The organism is Microbacterium kribbense, from assembly GCF_039537285.1.
Lineage (GTDB): Bacteria > Actinomycetota > Actinomycetes > Actinomycetales > Microbacteriaceae > Microbacterium > Microbacterium kribbense.
This window is the reverse complement of record NZ_BAABAF010000008.1, coordinates 143,274-158,027: the sequence shown is the minus strand read 5'-3', so window position 1 is coordinate 158,027 and position 14,754 is coordinate 143,274. Positions and strand designations below refer to the sequence as shown.

At 70.2% G+C, this 14,754-nt stretch carries 13 protein-coding genes and 1 tRNA gene; 2 read left to right on the top strand and 12 right to left on the bottom strand.

Annotation, left to right across the window (positions count from 1 at the left end):
• The gene (locus ABD705_RS11855) at positions 1-1,674 is read right to left on the bottom strand and encodes an acyl-CoA dehydrogenase family protein (RefSeq protein ID WP_344783820.1); all 1,674 of its coding nucleotides are present in this window, start codon (positions 1,672-1,674) and stop codon (positions 1-3) included.
• Between the two features lie 168 nt (positions 1,675-1,842).
• Between ABD705_RS11855 and ABD705_RS11850 the strand changes: the two genes are divergently transcribed.
• Positions 1,843-3,300 carry a purine-cytosine permease family protein gene (locus tag ABD705_RS11850; RefSeq protein ID WP_344783819.1) on the top strand — a complete coding sequence of 486 codons (1,458 nt, stop codon included), beginning with the start codon at positions 1,843-1,845 and terminating at the stop codon, positions 3,298-3,300.
• Positions 3,297-3,848 (top strand): cysteine hydrolase family protein, encoded by a 552-nt coding sequence (locus ABD705_RS11845; RefSeq protein WP_344783818.1) that lies wholly within the window; start codon positions 3,297-3,299, stop codon positions 3,846-3,848. Before ABD705_RS11850 ends, ABD705_RS11845 begins: the two co-directional genes overlap by 4 nt.
• Positions 3,849-3,853: 5 nt before the next feature.
• Here the strand turns inward: ABD705_RS11845 and araA are convergent, their stop codons facing one another.
• The 11 genes from araA to obgE all read right to left on the bottom strand — a co-directional run bounded on the left by araA (position 3,854) and on the right by obgE (position 14,750).
• Complete coding sequence (gene araA, locus ABD705_RS11840; protein ID WP_344783816.1) at positions 3,854-5,368, bottom strand: L-arabinose isomerase; 1,515 nt, start codon at positions 5,366-5,368, stop codon at positions 3,854-3,856.
• Positions 5,365-6,093 carry an L-ribulose-5-phosphate 4-epimerase gene (locus ABD705_RS11835; RefSeq protein WP_344783814.1) on the bottom strand — a complete coding sequence of 243 codons (729 nt, stop codon included), beginning with the start codon at positions 6,091-6,093 and terminating at the stop codon, positions 5,365-5,367. The genes araA and ABD705_RS11835 overlap by 4 nt, the downstream gene beginning before the upstream one ends.
• Entirely contained in the window at positions 6,093-7,817 is a 1,725-nt protein-coding gene (araB, locus tag ABD705_RS11830; RefSeq protein ID WP_344783812.1) for a ribulokinase, read from the bottom strand. Before araB ends, ABD705_RS11835 begins: the two co-directional genes overlap by 1 nt.
• A 528-nt stretch (positions 7,818-8,345) precedes the next feature.
• Positions 8,346-8,418 (bottom strand) — tRNA-Ala (locus ABD705_RS11825).
• A gap of 41 nt (positions 8,419-8,459) precedes the next feature.
• Positions 8,460-8,855 (bottom strand): ribosome silencing factor, encoded by a 396-nt coding sequence (gene rsfS, locus ABD705_RS11820; RefSeq protein ID WP_344783810.1) that lies wholly within the window; start codon positions 8,853-8,855, stop codon positions 8,460-8,462.
• Positions 8,856-8,878: 23 nt separating this feature from the next.
• Complete coding sequence (locus tag ABD705_RS11815; RefSeq protein WP_344783808.1) at positions 8,879-10,216, bottom strand: hypothetical protein; 1,338 nt, start codon at positions 10,214-10,216, stop codon at positions 8,879-8,881.
• Positions 10,213-10,809: a nicotinate-nucleotide adenylyltransferase gene (nadD, locus tag ABD705_RS11810; RefSeq protein WP_344783806.1), complete on the bottom strand. Its 597-nt coding sequence runs from the start codon at positions 10,807-10,809 to the stop codon at positions 10,213-10,215. Before nadD ends, ABD705_RS11815 begins: the two co-directional genes overlap by 4 nt.
• 9 nt (positions 10,810-10,818) lie before the next feature.
• Positions 10,819-11,043 (bottom strand): hypothetical protein, encoded by a 225-nt coding sequence (locus tag ABD705_RS11805; RefSeq protein ID WP_344783804.1) that lies wholly within the window; start codon positions 11,041-11,043, stop codon positions 10,819-10,821.
• 63 nt (positions 11,044-11,106) lie between these two features.
• Positions 11,107-12,369 carry a glutamate-5-semialdehyde dehydrogenase gene (locus tag ABD705_RS11800; protein ID WP_344783803.1) on the bottom strand — a complete coding sequence of 421 codons (1,263 nt, stop codon included), beginning with the start codon at positions 12,367-12,369 and terminating at the stop codon, positions 11,107-11,109.
• A gap of 9 nt (positions 12,370-12,378) precedes the next feature.
• Positions 12,379-13,245 carry a glutamate 5-kinase gene (gene proB / locus ABD705_RS11795; protein ID WP_344783801.1) on the bottom strand — a complete coding sequence of 289 codons (867 nt, stop codon included), beginning with the start codon at positions 13,243-13,245 and terminating at the stop codon, positions 12,379-12,381.
• The gene (gene obgE, locus ABD705_RS11790) at positions 13,242-14,750 is read right to left on the bottom strand and encodes a GTPase ObgE (protein WP_344783799.1); all 1,509 of its coding nucleotides are present in this window, start codon (positions 14,748-14,750) and stop codon (positions 13,242-13,244) included. Before obgE ends, proB begins: the two co-directional genes overlap by 4 nt.
• Positions 14,751-14,754: the final 4 nt, after the last annotated feature.

The following is a 14,754-nucleotide window of genomic DNA, read 5'->3' as shown; positions in this document are numbered from 1 at the left end:
TCAGTGCCGCGCGATGATGGCCGCCGCATCCGTCCCCGGCGGCAGCACGCCGTACTGCCAGCCGCGGCTTTGTCCCAGCCGTGCCCCGATGAACGCCTCGGCGTCGATCCGGGGCGCGTAGCGCACCATCGTCGACGCCTGCAGCGCCAGTGCGAGCGCCTCGGTGAGGCGACGCGCCTGGGCCTGCGCGCCGTCGGGCTCGGCCAGCGACATCTCGCGCAGCAGCGTGAGCGTGCCGGCGGTGTGCGCATCCAGCAGCGGGTGCGCGCCCCGGGTGGTCTGCAGCTCGGCGCGCACGGCGTCCGCTGAATCCGGGTCGCGCGCCAGCGCCCGCAGCACGTCGAGGGCGATCACATTGCCCGACCCCTCCCAGATCGCCATCACCGGCTGCTCGCGGTAGCGGCGGCCGAGCGGGAACGATTCGATGTAGCCGTTGCCGCCCAGGCACTCCATCGCTTCGTAGGCGTGCTGGGGGCCGCGCTTGCACACCCAGTACTTCGAGACGGGGGTCGCCAGCCGCCGCAGGGCGACATCCTGATCCGAGGCATCCGCCTCGAACGCCTGCGCCAGTCGCATGCCGGTCAGCATCGCCGCCTCGGCCTCCAGCGCCAGATCGGCCAGCACCGCGGTCATCGCGGGCTGCTCCACCAGCATCCGCCCGAACGCGCGGCGCCCGCGCGCATGCCAGAGCGCCTCGGCGACGCTCTGGCGCATGCCCGCCGCGGTGCCCAGCACGCAGTCCAACCGGGTGCGCTGGACCATCTCGATGATCGTGCGCACGCCACGGCCGGGCTCGCCGACCAGCACGCCGACGGTGCCGTCGAACTCGATCTCGGCGGATGCGTTCGACCGATTGCCGACCTTGTCTTTCAGCCGCTGCACGCGGAAGACGTTGCGGTCGCCGTGCGGCAGCACCCGCGGCACGAACAGGCACGACAGGCCTTCCTGGGTGCTCGCGCGATGCGACTGCGCGAGCACCAGAAAACCGTCCGACATCGGCGCCGAGCAGAACCACTTGTGCCCGGTGAGCTGATAGCTGTGCCCGCTGACGTGCACCGCGGTGGTCGTGTTCGCGCGCACATCCGAGCCGCCCTGCTTCTCGGTCATCGCCATGCCGACCAGGGCACTGGGCTTCTGATCGGCCGGCAGCAGATGCCGGTCGTAGCTGCGTGAGTACAGTCGCGGCAGCCAGTCGTCGGCGATCCATGGCGAGTCGCGCAGGGACGCGACGGCGGAGTGCGTCATCGAGATCGGACAGGCGTGCCCGGGTTCGACCTGCGCGAAGAGCATGAAGGTCGCCGCCCGTGCCACGGCCGCGCCGGGCTTCGGGTCGGCCCAGGCGGCGGTGTGCGCTCCGTGCGCCACGGCGGCGGCGATGATCCGGTGGTACGACTCGTCGTATTCGACCTCGTCGAGCCGGAACCCCCACCGGTCGAAGGTGTGCGCGACGGGCGGATGCTGGTGCGCCAGCTGCGCATCGCGCTGGAACGACCGCTCGCCGACCAGAGTGCCGACCTCGTGCAGCTGCGCATCCGCCCACCCGGCGCCGAACGCCGCGACCGCGTCGCGCAGCGGATGGTTCAGGTCGTATTCGTCGATGTCGACGCGCCAGTCCGGCTGGTTCTCGACGATGTGGGTGCCGCCGGGCTGGCGGCCTCGACCGAGAGTGCTCATGTGCTCACGCTACTGGCTGACCCGCCGCCGCGGGCAGTGCGCGGTCACGGCGCGCGGGTTGCGGGGTGCGAGCGCTGCGACGCGCGCGTCGTCACTTCTGGCCCCGGATGCCGGCGCAGTGCCAGGATGAGACCTGAACGTCGCCCGACGAACTGCCAGGAGGCCCGAGTGTCTGCACCCACCGACGATTCCCCCCGCACATCGACCCTGATCGAGCGGACCGGCATCGAGATCATCCCCGAGTCCGAGCGCACCGCGAAACCCCGTGACCTGTTCTGGCCGTGGTTCGCGGCGAACGTGTCGGTGTTCGGCATGTCCTACGGTTCGTTCGTGCTGGGCTTCGGCATCTCGTTCTGGCAGGCCACCATCGTCGCGATCATCGGCATCGTGGTGTCGTTCTTCCTGTGCGGACTGATCGCGATCGCCGGCAAGCGCGGTTCGGCGCCGACCATGGTCCTCTCGCGGTCGGCGTTCGGGGTGCACGGGCAGAAGGTGCCCGGCATCGTGTCGTGGCTGACCTCGATCGGCTGGGAGACGTTCCTGGCGATCACGGCGGTGCTGGCCACGGCGACGATCATCACGCAGCTCGGCGGCGACGGCGGCACGGCCGTGAAGATCATCGCCATCGTGGTGGTCGCGGCCCTGATCGTGACGGCATCGGTGCTCGGCTACCACACGATCATGAAGCTGCAGTCGGTGCTCACCTGGATCACCGGCGTCGTCACGATCCTCTACATCATCCTGGCCATCCCGCACATCGACCTGACCGCGGTGCTGGCGATACCCGACGGCAACATCGGGCACCTGGTCGGCGCCCTGGTGATGGTGATGACCGGATTCGGCCTGGGATGGATCAACATCGCCGCCGACTGGTCGCGGTATCAGAAGCGCACCGCCTCGGACGGCGCGATCATCGGCTGGAACACGTTCGGCGGCGCGGTGGCCCCGGTGATCCTGGTGATCTTCGGCCTGCTGCTGGCGGGCTCGGACAAGAAGCTGTTCACCGCCGTGCAGAACGACCCGGTGGGCGCGCTCGCGCAGATCCTCCCGGTGTGGGTGCTCGTGCCGTTCCTGGTCACGGCGATCCTCGCGCTGATCTCGGGTGCCGTCCTGGGCATCTACTCCTCCGGACTGACGCTGCTGAGCCTGGGCATCCGCATCCCCCGCCCCTCGGCCGCCGCCGTCGACGGCGTGATCCTCACGCTCGGGACCATCTGGGTGGTGTTCTTCGCGCAGAACTTCCTCGGCCCGTTCCAGAGCTTTCTGATCACCCTCGGCGTCCCGCTGGCGTCGTGGGCCGGCATCCTGATCGCCGACATCCTGCTGCGCCACAAGGACTACGACGAAGACGCCCTGTTCGATTCGAAGGGCCGTTACGGCTCGTGGAACTGGGCGGCGATCCTCACCATGGTCGTGACCTCGGTGATCGGCTGGGGCTTCGTGATCAACAACTTCGCCGAAGACGCCGCCTGGAACAACTGGCAGGGCTACTTCCTGTTCCTGATCGGCGGCAAGGGCGGCGACTGGGCGTACGCGAACCTGGGCGTGTTCTTCGCCCTGGTGCTCTCGTTCCTGTTCACCTGGTTCGCCTCGACCCGGCGCATCCGCGCGCAAGAGGCGGCATGACCGACGACTCCTGGCTCGTCGTCATCGACCCGCAGACCATCTTCGCCTCACCACACTCGCCATGGGGATCGCCGTCCTTCCCCGCTGCGATGGCGAACATCCGCCGGCTCGCCGAGGCGTTCGGCGACCGGGTGGTCGTGACACGGTGGCTGCCCACCGCCGACCGGTCGACGTCGTGGGGCGACTACTTCGCCGCGTGGCCGTTCGCGGACGTGCCGGCCGACGATGCGCTGTACGCGCTGGTTCCGGATGCCGCGGCCCTGTCGCCGCGGCCCACCCTGGATCTGCCGACCTTCGGCAAGTGGGGACCGCAGCTGCAGGCGATCGTCGGCGCGGCGCCGCGCGTCGTGCTGTGCGGCGTGTCGACGGACTGCTGTGTGGTCTCCACGGCGCTGCCGGCCGCCGACGCCGGCGCGCGGCTGACGATCGCGGCCGACGCGTGCGCCGGATCCACGGCCGAGAACCAGGCGGCGGCGCTGCACGTGATGGGGCTCTACCCGCCGCAGCTGACGATCAGCGACACCGCGACGGTGCTCGCCGGGCGCTGACCGGGTCAGAATCCCTGCGCCAGGCGGTACCACGCCTGGTTCCAGCGCACTTGGTCGGCGAAGCCCCGCAGCGTGGTGTGCTCGTCGATCGTGAGCAGCTCGGTGCGGGCGATGTCGGCGAAGTCCTGGAACACCTCGATGCCCACCTGCGTGCTCATCACGGTGTGGTGGGCGCCGCCGGCGGTCAGCCAGCAGGCGGCCGAGGTCTTGAAGTCCGGCGCCGGCCGCCATACCGCACGCCCCACCGGCAGCTTCGGCAGCGGCTGAGGGGGCGCGATCACCTCGACGACGTTCGCGACCAGTCGGAAGCGCTCGCGCATGTCGCCGAGTGAGACGACCACGCCGGCTGAGGCATCCGCGCTGAAGACCAGGCGCACCGGGTCTTCGCGCCCGCCGATGCCCAGCGGGTGGATCTGCAGCTGCGGTGTCGCGGTGGTCAGGCTCGGGCAGACCTCGAGCATGTGCGCGCCGAGGATCAGCTCGCGGCCGGGGGTGAGGTCGTAGGTGTAGTCCTCCATCAGCGATGCCCCGCCGGGCAGCCCGGCGCCCATCACCTTGGCGGCACGCACCAGGAGGGCCGTCTTCCAGTCGCCCTCGGCGCCGAACCCATAGCCGTCTGCCATCAGCCGCTGCACGGCCAGGCCCGGCAGCTGGCGCAGTCCGCCGAGGTCTTCGAAGCTCGTCGTGAACGCGCCGAAGTCGCCGGCCTCGAGGAACGACCGCAGGCCCAGCTCGATGGCGGCTCCGTCGCGCAGTGACGCATGCCGCTCTCCCCCGCGGCGCAGCTCGGGCGCGACGTCGTAGCTCTGCTCGTAGTCGGCCACGAGCGCATCGATGTCGGCGGTGGATGCCTGTGCCACGGCATCGACCAGATCGTTGACACCCCAGGTGTTCACCTGCACCCCGAACCGCAGCTCGGCTTCGGTCTTGTCGCCCTCGGTCACCGCGACGTAGCGCATGTTGTCGCCGAATCGGGCGAGCTTCAGCGCGTGCATGGCCGCCCAGCCGGCGGCGGCGCGCTGCCAGGCGGCGATCTGCGCCTGCACCTGAGGATCGGTGGCATGGCCCACGACGGTCTTGCGGGCCACGCCCAGGCGCGACTGGATGTAGCCGAACTCGCGGTCGCCGTGCGCGGCCTGGTTCAGATTCATGAAGTCGAAGTCGATGTCGGCCCACGGCAGCTCGACGTTCGCCTGGGTGTGCAGGTGCAGCAGCGGGGTGCGCAGGGCGTCCAGACCTGCGATCCACATCTTGGCGGGACTGAAGGTGTGCATCCATGCGATCACCCCGATCACATCGTCACGCGCGTTGGCCTCCAGTGCGACGCGGCGGATGGCATCGGGCTCGGTCAGCACCGGCTGGAACACGACCCGCACGGGCAGACCGCACTCGTCGAGCGTGCGCGCGATCTCGCGCGCCTGCGCCTGCACTTGGCGCAGCGTCTCTTCACCGTAGAGCGACTGGCTGCCGGTGAGGAACCAGACCTGGTAGCCCTCGAGCGAGGTGGTGAGTGCGGTCATTCGGGCGTCTCCCCTGATCCGAGGGCGCCTGCCGGCGCCTGTCCGTACACGTTCTGATACCGGTCGTACAGCGCGTCGATGGCCGCCGGCTCCAGCGGAATGAGCTGTCCGCCCTGGCGGGCCAGGTGCACGGTGCGGGCGACGTCTTCGACCATCACGGCGGCCTTGACCGCGTCGCGGGCGTCCTTGCCGATCGTGAACGGCCCGTGGCCGCGCATCAGCACGGCTCGGCTGCGGTGGCCGCGCAGGGTGTCGACGATGCCCCGGCCGATCGAGTCGTCGCCGATGATGGCGAACGGGCCGATCGGCACCGGGCCGCCGAACTCGTCGGCCATCGCTGTCAGCACGCACGGGATCGACTCGCCACGGGCGGCCCAGGCGGTGGCGTACGGCGAGTGGGTGTGCACCACACCGCCGACCTCGCTCATCGTGCGGTACACATAGGCGTGTGCGGCCGTGTCACTCGAGGGCGAGCGGTCCGAACCCGGGGTGCCCGGGACGACCGCGCCGTCCAGCGTGCACAGGATCATGTTCTCGGGCGCGAGGTCGGCGTAGTCGACGCCACTGGGTTTGATCACGAACAGGTCGGTGCCGGGCACCCGGCCCGACACGTTGCCGCCGGTCCACACCACCAGGCCGTAGCGCACCAGCTCGGCGTGCAGCCGTGCGACATCGGCGCGCACCCGGGCGATCGCTGCTTCGATATCGGGCTCGAACGTGGTCATCATGCCTCCGTCATCGTGCCGGCCGCGTCGGCGGCGGCATCCCTGGTCAGCGCCTCGCGCCGGATGGCGCGCAGCCGGTGCATGACGTCGTTGCCGCCACGGCCGAAGTGGTCGTGCAACAGCAGGTATTCGGCGTACAGCCGGTCGTAGGCGGCCGCGTCGGCGGGGTCGGGCGTGTAGACGGCACGGTCGACGCGCCCCATCGCCGCGGCTGCCGCGCGCACGTCGGCATAGGCGCCGGCGGCGACGGCGGCGTGGATGGCCGAGCCCAGCGCCGGACCCTGTTCGCTGCCGATCGTCGAGATCGGCATGTTCAGCACATCCGAATACACCTGCATCAGGAAGCGGTTCTTGATCAGTCCCCCGGCGGCGATGAACTCGGTCACCGGCACGCCCGAAGCGGTGAACGCCTCGACGATGCGCCGCGTGCCGAACGCGGTGGCCTCGACCAGGGCGCGATAGACGTCTTCGGCGCGGGTGCCCAGGGTGAGGCCGACGACAAGGCCCGACAGCTCGTGGTCGACCAGCACCGAACGGTTGCCGGAGTGCCAGTCCAGGGCGAGCAGTCCGTGCGCACCGACCGGGCGCGCGGCAACGAGGTCGGTCAGGTATTGATGCACGCTGGTGCCGGCCGCCTGGGCGGCCTGCAGGTAGCGGGCGGGCACCTGGTTGTCGACGTACCAGGCGAAGATGTCGCCCACCCCGGACTGGCCCGCCTCGTAGCCGTACAGGCCGTCGACGATGCCGCCGTCGACGACGCCGCACATGCCGGGCACGTCGGCACGCACCTCGCTCGGCATGATGTGACACGTCGAGGTGCCCATGATCGCGACCATCTGGCCCGGGTGCACCGCGCCCGCCGCCGGTGCCGTGACGTGCGCATCGACGTTGCCGGCCGAGACCGCGATGCCCTCCGGCAGCCCGGTCCACGCGGATGCCTGAGCCGACAGGGTGCCCGCCGACGCGCCGAGCGGGATGATCTGCCCGGCGAGCTTGGTCTGCGCGAAGTCGGTGAAGCCGGGGTTCAGCGCCGCGAGGAACTCACTGCTCGGATACTGCCCGTCCTGGTAGATGCCCTTGTAACCGGCGGTGCAGGCGTTGCGGGTGTACCGGCCGGTCAGCTGCCAGACGATCCAGTCGGCCGCTTCGACCCAGCGATCCATGCGGGCGTAGATCTCGGGGTCCTCCTCGAGCAGCTGCAGACCCTTGGCGAATTCCCACTCGCTCGAGATCAGTCCGCCATAGCGCGGCAGCCACGTCTCGCCGCGCTCGGCGGCAAGGGCGTTGATGCGGTCGGCATGCGGCTGGGCGGCATGATGTCGCCACAGCTTGACGTATGCGTGCGGCCGGTCGGCGAACTCGGGCAGCTCGTGCAGCGGAGTGCCGTCGGAAAGCACCGGCACCATGGTGCACGCCGTGAAGTCGGTGCCGATGCCGATCACCGCGGTCGGATCGATCCCGGCGGCGGCCACGGCCTGCGGCACGGCCGTCTTCAGCACGTCGACGTAGTCGGCGGCGACCTGCAGCGCCCAGTCGGGCGGCAGCGCGGCACCGGTGGCGGCCAGCGTGACATCCATCACCGCGTGCGGGTACTGGTGCACGGCCGTGCCGAGCTCGGCGCCATCGCTGACCCGCACCACGACGGCACGACCTGACAGGGTGCCGAAATCGATTCCCACCGTGTAGGCCGCTTCGCCCGGCGATCCGCTTGGCTGCGCGCTCACTTCGGACTCCTTCGTCTGTCGTCGTCACCCAGAATGTTACCGTTCACATTATGTCCATGGTACCTGACGCCCGGCGTGGCGTGTCAACCGATGACCGGTTCGGGCGGTGTCCGGGTCTCCGCTTCGCATCGCCGGCCGCGGTCGCGATGGCGGCACACCACGCGGGACCCACCGGCGGTATGTTCGTCGGGGGAACACGATGTCGAGCACCGGATGCCAGCTGCTGCGGGGCTGCGGCCTGGAGTCGTGGTGGAACAACGCGCGATGATCCGATTCGGCCGCTCTGCCCGCCCAGGAGCCGTCGAGAAGGCGCAAACTGCGCGCTACCAGCCGCGTTCGCGCAGTTTGCGCGTTCTCGACCACGAACGGGACAAGGATGCCGCACCCGAGCACACTTTCCGCACGCTGCAGCCGCGCACCGGCGGCGAGGAAGTCGCGGCGCCGATCCCGCTCAGCAGAGAGCCGACGCTCCCACGCTCCCCGACCCGCGCGGCTCAACCTACGCTTCCCGTCGTATCAGCGATTCGGTGGACCTGAGGGGACTCGAACCCCTGACCCCCTGCATGCCATGCAGGTGCGCTACCAGCTGCGCCACAGGCCCAAAACTCTGCCCCAGCAAGCCGGGGCAACCCGTTCAGATTACTACATCCTCGCCGCGATCTTGAAATCGGCGCGGCTCAGATCAGTCGACCGCCACCCCACCGGCTCGGCCGCTTCGATCGGGACGGCCGGGCAATCCTTCCAAAGCCGCTCCAGCCCGTAGTACGTCCGCTCCTCATCGTGGAACACGTGCACGACCAGGTCACCGAAGTCCAGCAGCACCCAACGCGCCTGCTGGCGGCCTTCGCGGCGCAGCCGCTTGTGCCCGGCGGCGAGCAGCTGCTCTTCGATCTCGTCTGCGATCGCGGCGACGTTGCGCTCGCTGCGCGCTGAGACCAGCAAAAAGATATCCACCAGCGGCAACGGCTCTGAGACATCCAGCGCGACCAGATCGTCGCCGCCCTTGGACCCAGCCGCACGTGCCGCCACCTGCAGCATCTGCACCGCCTGCGCGGTCGCCGTCACGAAATCACTCCCGATACCAATGCGTACACAAGGACTCCTACCAGTGCCAGCGCCAGGACGCCGGCGGTGATCGCGAGCGACAACATCAGTCGGCCGCCCTTTTCGGGTGTCGGCGGCTGAATGATGTCTTCGCTCGATTTGATGGTGCTGACTGCGGCGCTGGCCGCGATCGGGGTCGGCGACGAGTGCGCGGGCAGCTCGCCGTCGATGAGCACGGCATCCACTTCACGGCCATCGGCGGTGCCCCGGGCATGCCCGGTCGAGCCGAGCCCCTCGGGCAGCACGAACGTGCCGGTGACCAGGATCTCGCCGGTGCCGCCGATCGGCCCCACCAGTGGAGCCGCCGACACATGCGACATGATCAGGGTGCTGGATGCCGTGGCCGTGCCGGCGGTCGAGCTGTCGCGTTCGAGCAGCTGCTCGAAGGACGCCGCCGGTTCGGCGGCGACCGGGTCGCCGCCGAGCAGCTTGGACCCGAACATCGGGTTGACGACGGGGCGGGGAGCACCCGTCGACTCGGGCTGCGGTGCCTCATCGACCTGGGCGGACGAGATCAGCTCAGACAGTTCGTCATCGGAGCGCTCATCGGGCTCGTCGATGGCCGCGAAATCTGCCGCCGGTGCCGTGTATTCGGCGGGCGCCGGCTCGTCAGCGGGCGCCGCGTCCTCGACGGGTACGGGCTCCGCAACGGCTACGGGCTCCGCAACGGCTACGGGCTCTTCGAATGCCGCCGTGGCCAGATCCGGCTCTGGGGCGGTCGGTTCGGCGACGGGCTGCGGCTGCTCGGCCTCGGCGGGCGGGGCCCACGGGGACGGGTCGATCACCGCGGTCGTCACCGCCGGCGCGCTCGGCGAGGTGGTCGCCGCGACAGCCGGCTGCCCGGCGGCGGGCCGAGAGATCTCGAAGTCGGGGCCGATCACCGGCACCGACGCGGTGCGGATGCGCTCCTGCTGGCGTGCCTGCCGACGGGTCAGCGGAGTCGCGCCCAGGTCGACACTCGAGTCCGCGACGGGCACCGGATGCACCTCAGGGGCGGCAGTCGCGCGCGGCAGCGGCGCGACCGGAGGTGCCGGCTCAGGGTCGGTCGCGGCCGGCTCGGACTCCGCAGCTTCCGCGGGCTCGCCCTCGGCAACCGGCGCAGCGACACCGCCGGTCTCGACAGCGGATTCGGTGTCGCTGCCGTCCGCGGGCGCCGCCGACGCGTCACCGACGGCTGCCTCGGGGCGCGTCACGTCGGTGGCCGCGGTGATCACGGGTATCGCGCCCGTGCTGCGCAGCTCACGCAGCTGCTTGCGGGTCAGCGGCGGAGTCTCTGGGTGATCAGACGTGCTCATGCCTTGCTCCGGTAAAGATGATGCTTCGCGATGTATTGGACGACCCCGTCGGGCACGAGGTACCACACCGGGTGGCCTGCACGCACGCGCTGGCGGCAGTCGGTCGATGAGATCGACAATGCGGGGATCTCAAGCTGACTAACATACTCGCTCGGGAGGCCGGCCGTGCTCAGGACATGCCCGGGCCGGGAGACCGCGACGAAGTGCGCAAGACTCCACAGTTCATCATGGTCCCTCCAGCTGAGAATTTGCGCCACGGCATCCGCACCGGTGATGAAGAAGAACTCCGCATCGGGGCGCTCGCGCTTCAGGTCACGCAGCGTGTCGATCGTGTACGTCGGTCCGCTGCGGTCCAGGTCCACTCGACTGGTGGTGAACTGCGGGTTGGATGCCGTGGCGATGACGGTCATCAGGTAGCGGTGCTCGCTCAGACTGACGTTGCTCTTCTGCCACGGTTCGCCGGTGGGCACGAAGACCACCTCGTCCAGGCCGAACGACTCGGCGACCTCGGATGCCGCCACGAGGTGCCCGTGGTGGATGGGGTCGAATGTTCCACCCATCACCCCGATCCGTGCCGGTCGCACCGCCGTCATCTGCTGGGCCTAGTGGCCGTGTCCCGCCTGCGGAGCCTCGTCGGGGTGCGCTTTGGCGTAGGCGGCCGCCTTGTGCACGTGCCGGTTGGACACGCCCTTGTAGCTCAGCGCGACGCACGCCAGCGCCCCGAACACGATCAGAGAGACGATGGGGTACCAGATCGTCTCGAGCATCACGTTGCCGGAATGCTCAGCCTGCTGTGCGGCAAGCGCGATCAACGGGGCGAAGGACATCGGGACTCCGTTCACGAGGGTGGCGACGCAACTGCAGCGCACGCCTCATTGCATTCTAGGCGTTCACGGTCGCACTTGCCCGGCACCCCGCGCCAGCCATTTCGTGCTGGTCAGCTCGGCCAGGCCCATCGGGCCGCGCGCGTGCAGCTTCTGCGTCGAAATGCCCACCTCGGCGCCGAAGCCGAACTCGCCGCCGTCGGTGAACCGGGTGGAGGCATTGGCCATCACGACGGCCGAATCGACCTCGGCGAGAAAGCGGTTCGCGTTCGCGTCGTCAGTGGTGATGATCGACTCGGTGTGGTGCGTGGAATACCTGCGGATGTGCGCCAGCGCGGCATCCAGATCGTCCACCACGTGCATCGACAGATCCAGGCTCAGGTGCTCGATGCTCCAGTCCGCCTCGGTGGCCGGCACGACATCCGGCGCCAGCGCCGCCACCTCGGCGTCACCATGCACGGTCACCCCCGAACGCTGCAGCGCCTCGACCACGGGACCGACCAGCCGGGGCGCGGCGGCGCGATGCACGAGCACCGTCTCGACCGCGTTGCACACGCTCGGCCGCTGCACCTTCGCATTCACGACGATGTCGCGCGCCCACTCCAGCGGCGCAGACTCGTCCAGCACGATGTGCACGACGCCGGCGCCGGTCTCGATCACCGGCACGGATGACTCGGTCACGACCGTTTCGATCAGCGCGGCGCTGCCGCGCGGCACCAGCACGTCGACGATGCCACGGGCGCGCATCAGCTCGCGGGCACCCTCGCGGCCGAAGTCATCGACGGTCTGCACCGCCTCAGGATCGAGCCCGGCGGCGGCCAGGGCCGCCCGGATGATGCGCACCAGCGTCGCGTTGCTGTGCAGAGCGGCCGTGCCGCCGCGCAGCACAACGGCATTGCCCGAACGCAGCGCCAGCGCCGTGATGTCGACGGTGACGTTCGGCCGGGCCTCATAGATCGCACCGACGACGCCGAACGGCACCGACACCTTCTGCAGCGTCACGCCGCCGGGTATCGTGCGCTGATCGAGCACGCGCCCGACGGGGTCGGGCAGAGCCGCGACCGCGCGCACCGCCTCGGCGAGGGAATCCACCCGCTTCCCGTCCAGGCGCAGCCGATCGGCCATCGCCTCGGACAAGCCGTCTGCACGCCCCTGCGCGAGATCCTGCGCGTTGGCGGTGACGATCTCGTCGACCGACGCGGCGATCGCCTCGGCGACGGCCAGCAGCGCATCGCGCTTGAGGGCGTCTGAGGCCAGGCCCACCGAGCGCGCCGCGTCCTTGGCCAGCAGTATGCGGTCGCGGGCGGTCGTGGGGGCGATGGTGGTCATCGCTCCAGTCTAGCCAGCGGGCTGTGCCGCCTCGCCCGCGGCGGTGCGCTGAGTGGCCAGATGCACCGCGCCGGTGATGGTCGCCTCGACCGGCGCCGGGTTCGGGGCGAACCAGGTGCCGACCTGCTGCCCGGTCAGCGCCTGCGAGACGAGATCGATGCTGGTCACCAGTGCCGCGATGCCGTAGGACGCGGCAAGCCGCGCGGCCGAGACCTTGGTCGCCGCTCCCCCGGTGCCGACGCTGTTGACCACGACCGACCCGAACTCGAATTCGGCCAGGTCGGCCCCGTAGGCGACCTCTTCGATCGGCCGGGCGTCGGGCAGCTGCGGCGGCCGGGTGTACATCGCGTCGATGTCGCTGAGCAGCAGCAGCGCGTCGGCGCGGATCAGCTTGGCCACCAGGGCCGCCAGCCGGTCGTTGTCGCCGAAGCGGATCTCATGCGTGGCGACGGTGTCGTTCTCGTTGACGATCGGCATGATGCGCAGGCCCAGCAGGCGCTCCATGGCGCGGCGCGCGTTCAGCCGGTGCGCGCGGTTCTCGAGGTCGCCGGCGGTCAGCAGCACCTGACCGGCCACGATGCCGTGCTCACGCAGTGCCGCCTGGTACCGGTAGATCAGTACGTTCTGCCCGACCGCCGCGGCGGCCTGCTGGGTGGCCAGATCGGTGGGTCGGGAGGTGAGCTGCAGATACGGCATGCCGGTGGCGATCGCACCGGAAGAGACCAGGATGACTTCGGTGCCGCGCGCGTAGGCCGCGCCCAGCGCATCCACCAGGGGCTGGATGTTGACCGCGTTCGCCCCGCTGATCGACGACGAGCCCACCTTGACGACCACGCGCCGGGCGCCGGGCAGGTCCCTCCGCTGCGATGCCGTCATCGCTGGTCCTCTCCCCCGTCCTGCACACGGCCCAGCCGTTCGGCCTCGAGTTCGGCGCGGGCGGCTGCCTTGGCATCCATGAGCTCGTGATAGTACTTCCGACGCTCGACATTCGTGCGCCGGCCGGACCCGTCGATGCGGGGATCCGTCCCGCGCGGGGCGACCATCACTTCGGCCGCCGAGCTCACTGCCGGCTCCCAGTCGAACACGACGCCCTCGCCGGGGCCGATCACGACCGTCGCACCGGGGACGGCGCCCGCCTTGTAGAGCGCGTTGTCGACGCCGATCTTGTCGAGCCGGTCCGCGAGGAAGCCGACCGCCTCGTCGTTGCGGAAGTCGGTCTGCTCGACCCAGCGCTCGGGCTTGGCCCCGAGGATGCGATACAGCGGGCCGTAGCTGCCGCCCTCGACGCGCACCTCGAACTCACGCTGCGCGCCCTGCGGGCGGATCACGACGCGGGGCGCGACCGGCTGAGCCGCCAGCTGCGCCCGATGCCGCGCGACGATATCGCCCAGCGCGAACGTGAGACCGCGCAGGCCCTCGTGGCTGGCCGTGGAGATCTCGAAGACGCGGTAGCCCTGCGCTTCCAGGTCGGGACGGACCATCGCGGCCAGGTCCTTCGCCTCGGGCACGTCGGTCTTGTTCAGCGCGACCAGCTGGGGGCGCTCCAGCAGGGGAACCTGCCCCTCGGGCACCGGGTAGGCGGCGAGCTCGGCACGGATGACCTCGAGGTCGCTGATCGGGTCGCGGCCGGCCTCGAGCGTCGCGCAGTCGAGCACGTGCACCAGGGCCGTGCAGCGCTCGACGTGCCGCAGGAACTCCAGGCCCAGGCCCTTGCCCTCGCTGGCTCCCTCGATCAGCCCCGGCACGTCGGCCACGGTGAAGCGGGTCTCGCCCGCCTGGACGACGCCGAGGTTGGGGTGCAGCGTCGTGAACGGATAGTCCGCGATCTTCGGCCGCGCCGCCGAGATCGCCGCGATCAGACTCGACTTGCCGGCCGACGGAAAGCCCACCAGCGCCACGTCGGCGACAGTCTTCAGCTCGAGGACGACATCCCCGTTCCAGCCGGCGGTGCCCAGCAGCGCGAACCCGGGGGCCTTGCGCTTGGTGGTGGCCAGTGCCGCGTTGCCCAGTCCGCCGCGGCCGCCCGGGGCCACGACGAAGCGCATGCCCGGCTCGATCATGTCGACCAGCACCTCGCCGTCGGCGTCGCGCACGACGGTGCCGACCGGCACCGGCAGCGCGAGCGACTCGCCGAGCACACCGGAGCGGTTGTCGCCCATCCCGAAGCCGCCGTTGCCGCCGCTGCGGTGCGGCGAGTGGTGGTACGAGAGCAACGTGGTCACCTGCGGGTCGGCGACCAGCTCGATGTCACCGCCGTTGCCGCCGTTGCCGCCGTCGGGCCCGGCCAGCGGCTTGAACTTCTCGCGGCGCACCGAGACGCAGCCGTTGCCGCCTCTTCCGGCGCTCAGGTGCAGCGTCACCTGATCGACAAACGTGACCATGACG

Coding starts and splice junctions, on each gene's coding strand:
- ABD705_RS11855 (WP_344783820.1), bottom strand. CDS start 1,674: ATGAGCACTCTCGGTCGAGGCCGCCAGCCCGGCGGCACCCACATCGTC.
- ABD705_RS11845 (WP_344783818.1), top strand. CDS start 3,297: ATGACCGACGACTCCTGGCTCGTCGTCATCGACCCGCAGACCATCTTC.
- araA (WP_344783816.1), bottom strand. CDS start 5,368: ATGACCGCACTCACCACCTCGCTCGAGGGCTACCAGGTCTGGTTCCTC.
- ABD705_RS11835 (WP_344783814.1), bottom strand. CDS start 6,093: ATGACCACGTTCGAGCCCGATATCGAAGCAGCGATCGCCCGGGTGCGC.
- rsfS (WP_344783810.1), bottom strand. CDS start 8,855: ATGCTGCAGGTGGCGGCACGTGCGGCTGGGTCCAAGGGCGGCGACGAT.
- ABD705_RS11815 (WP_344783808.1), bottom strand. CDS start 10,216: ATGAGCACGTCTGATCACCCAGAGACTCCGCCGCTGACCCGCAAGCAG.
- nadD (WP_344783806.1), bottom strand. CDS start 10,809: ATGACGGCGGTGCGACCGGCACGGATCGGGGTGATGGGTGGAACATTC.
- ABD705_RS11805 (WP_344783804.1), bottom strand. CDS start 11,043: ATGTCCTTCGCCCCGTTGATCGCGCTTGCCGCACAGCAGGCTGAGCAT.
- ABD705_RS11800 (WP_344783803.1), bottom strand. CDS start 12,369: ATGACCACCATCGCCCCCACGACCGCCCGCGACCGCATACTGCTGGCC.
- proB (WP_344783801.1), bottom strand. CDS start 13,245: ATGACGGCATCGCAGCGGAGGGACCTGCCCGGCGCCCGGCGCGTGGTC.
- obgE (WP_344783799.1), bottom strand. CDS start 14,750: ATGGTCACGTTTGTCGATCAGGTGACGCTGCACCTGAGCGCCGGAAGA.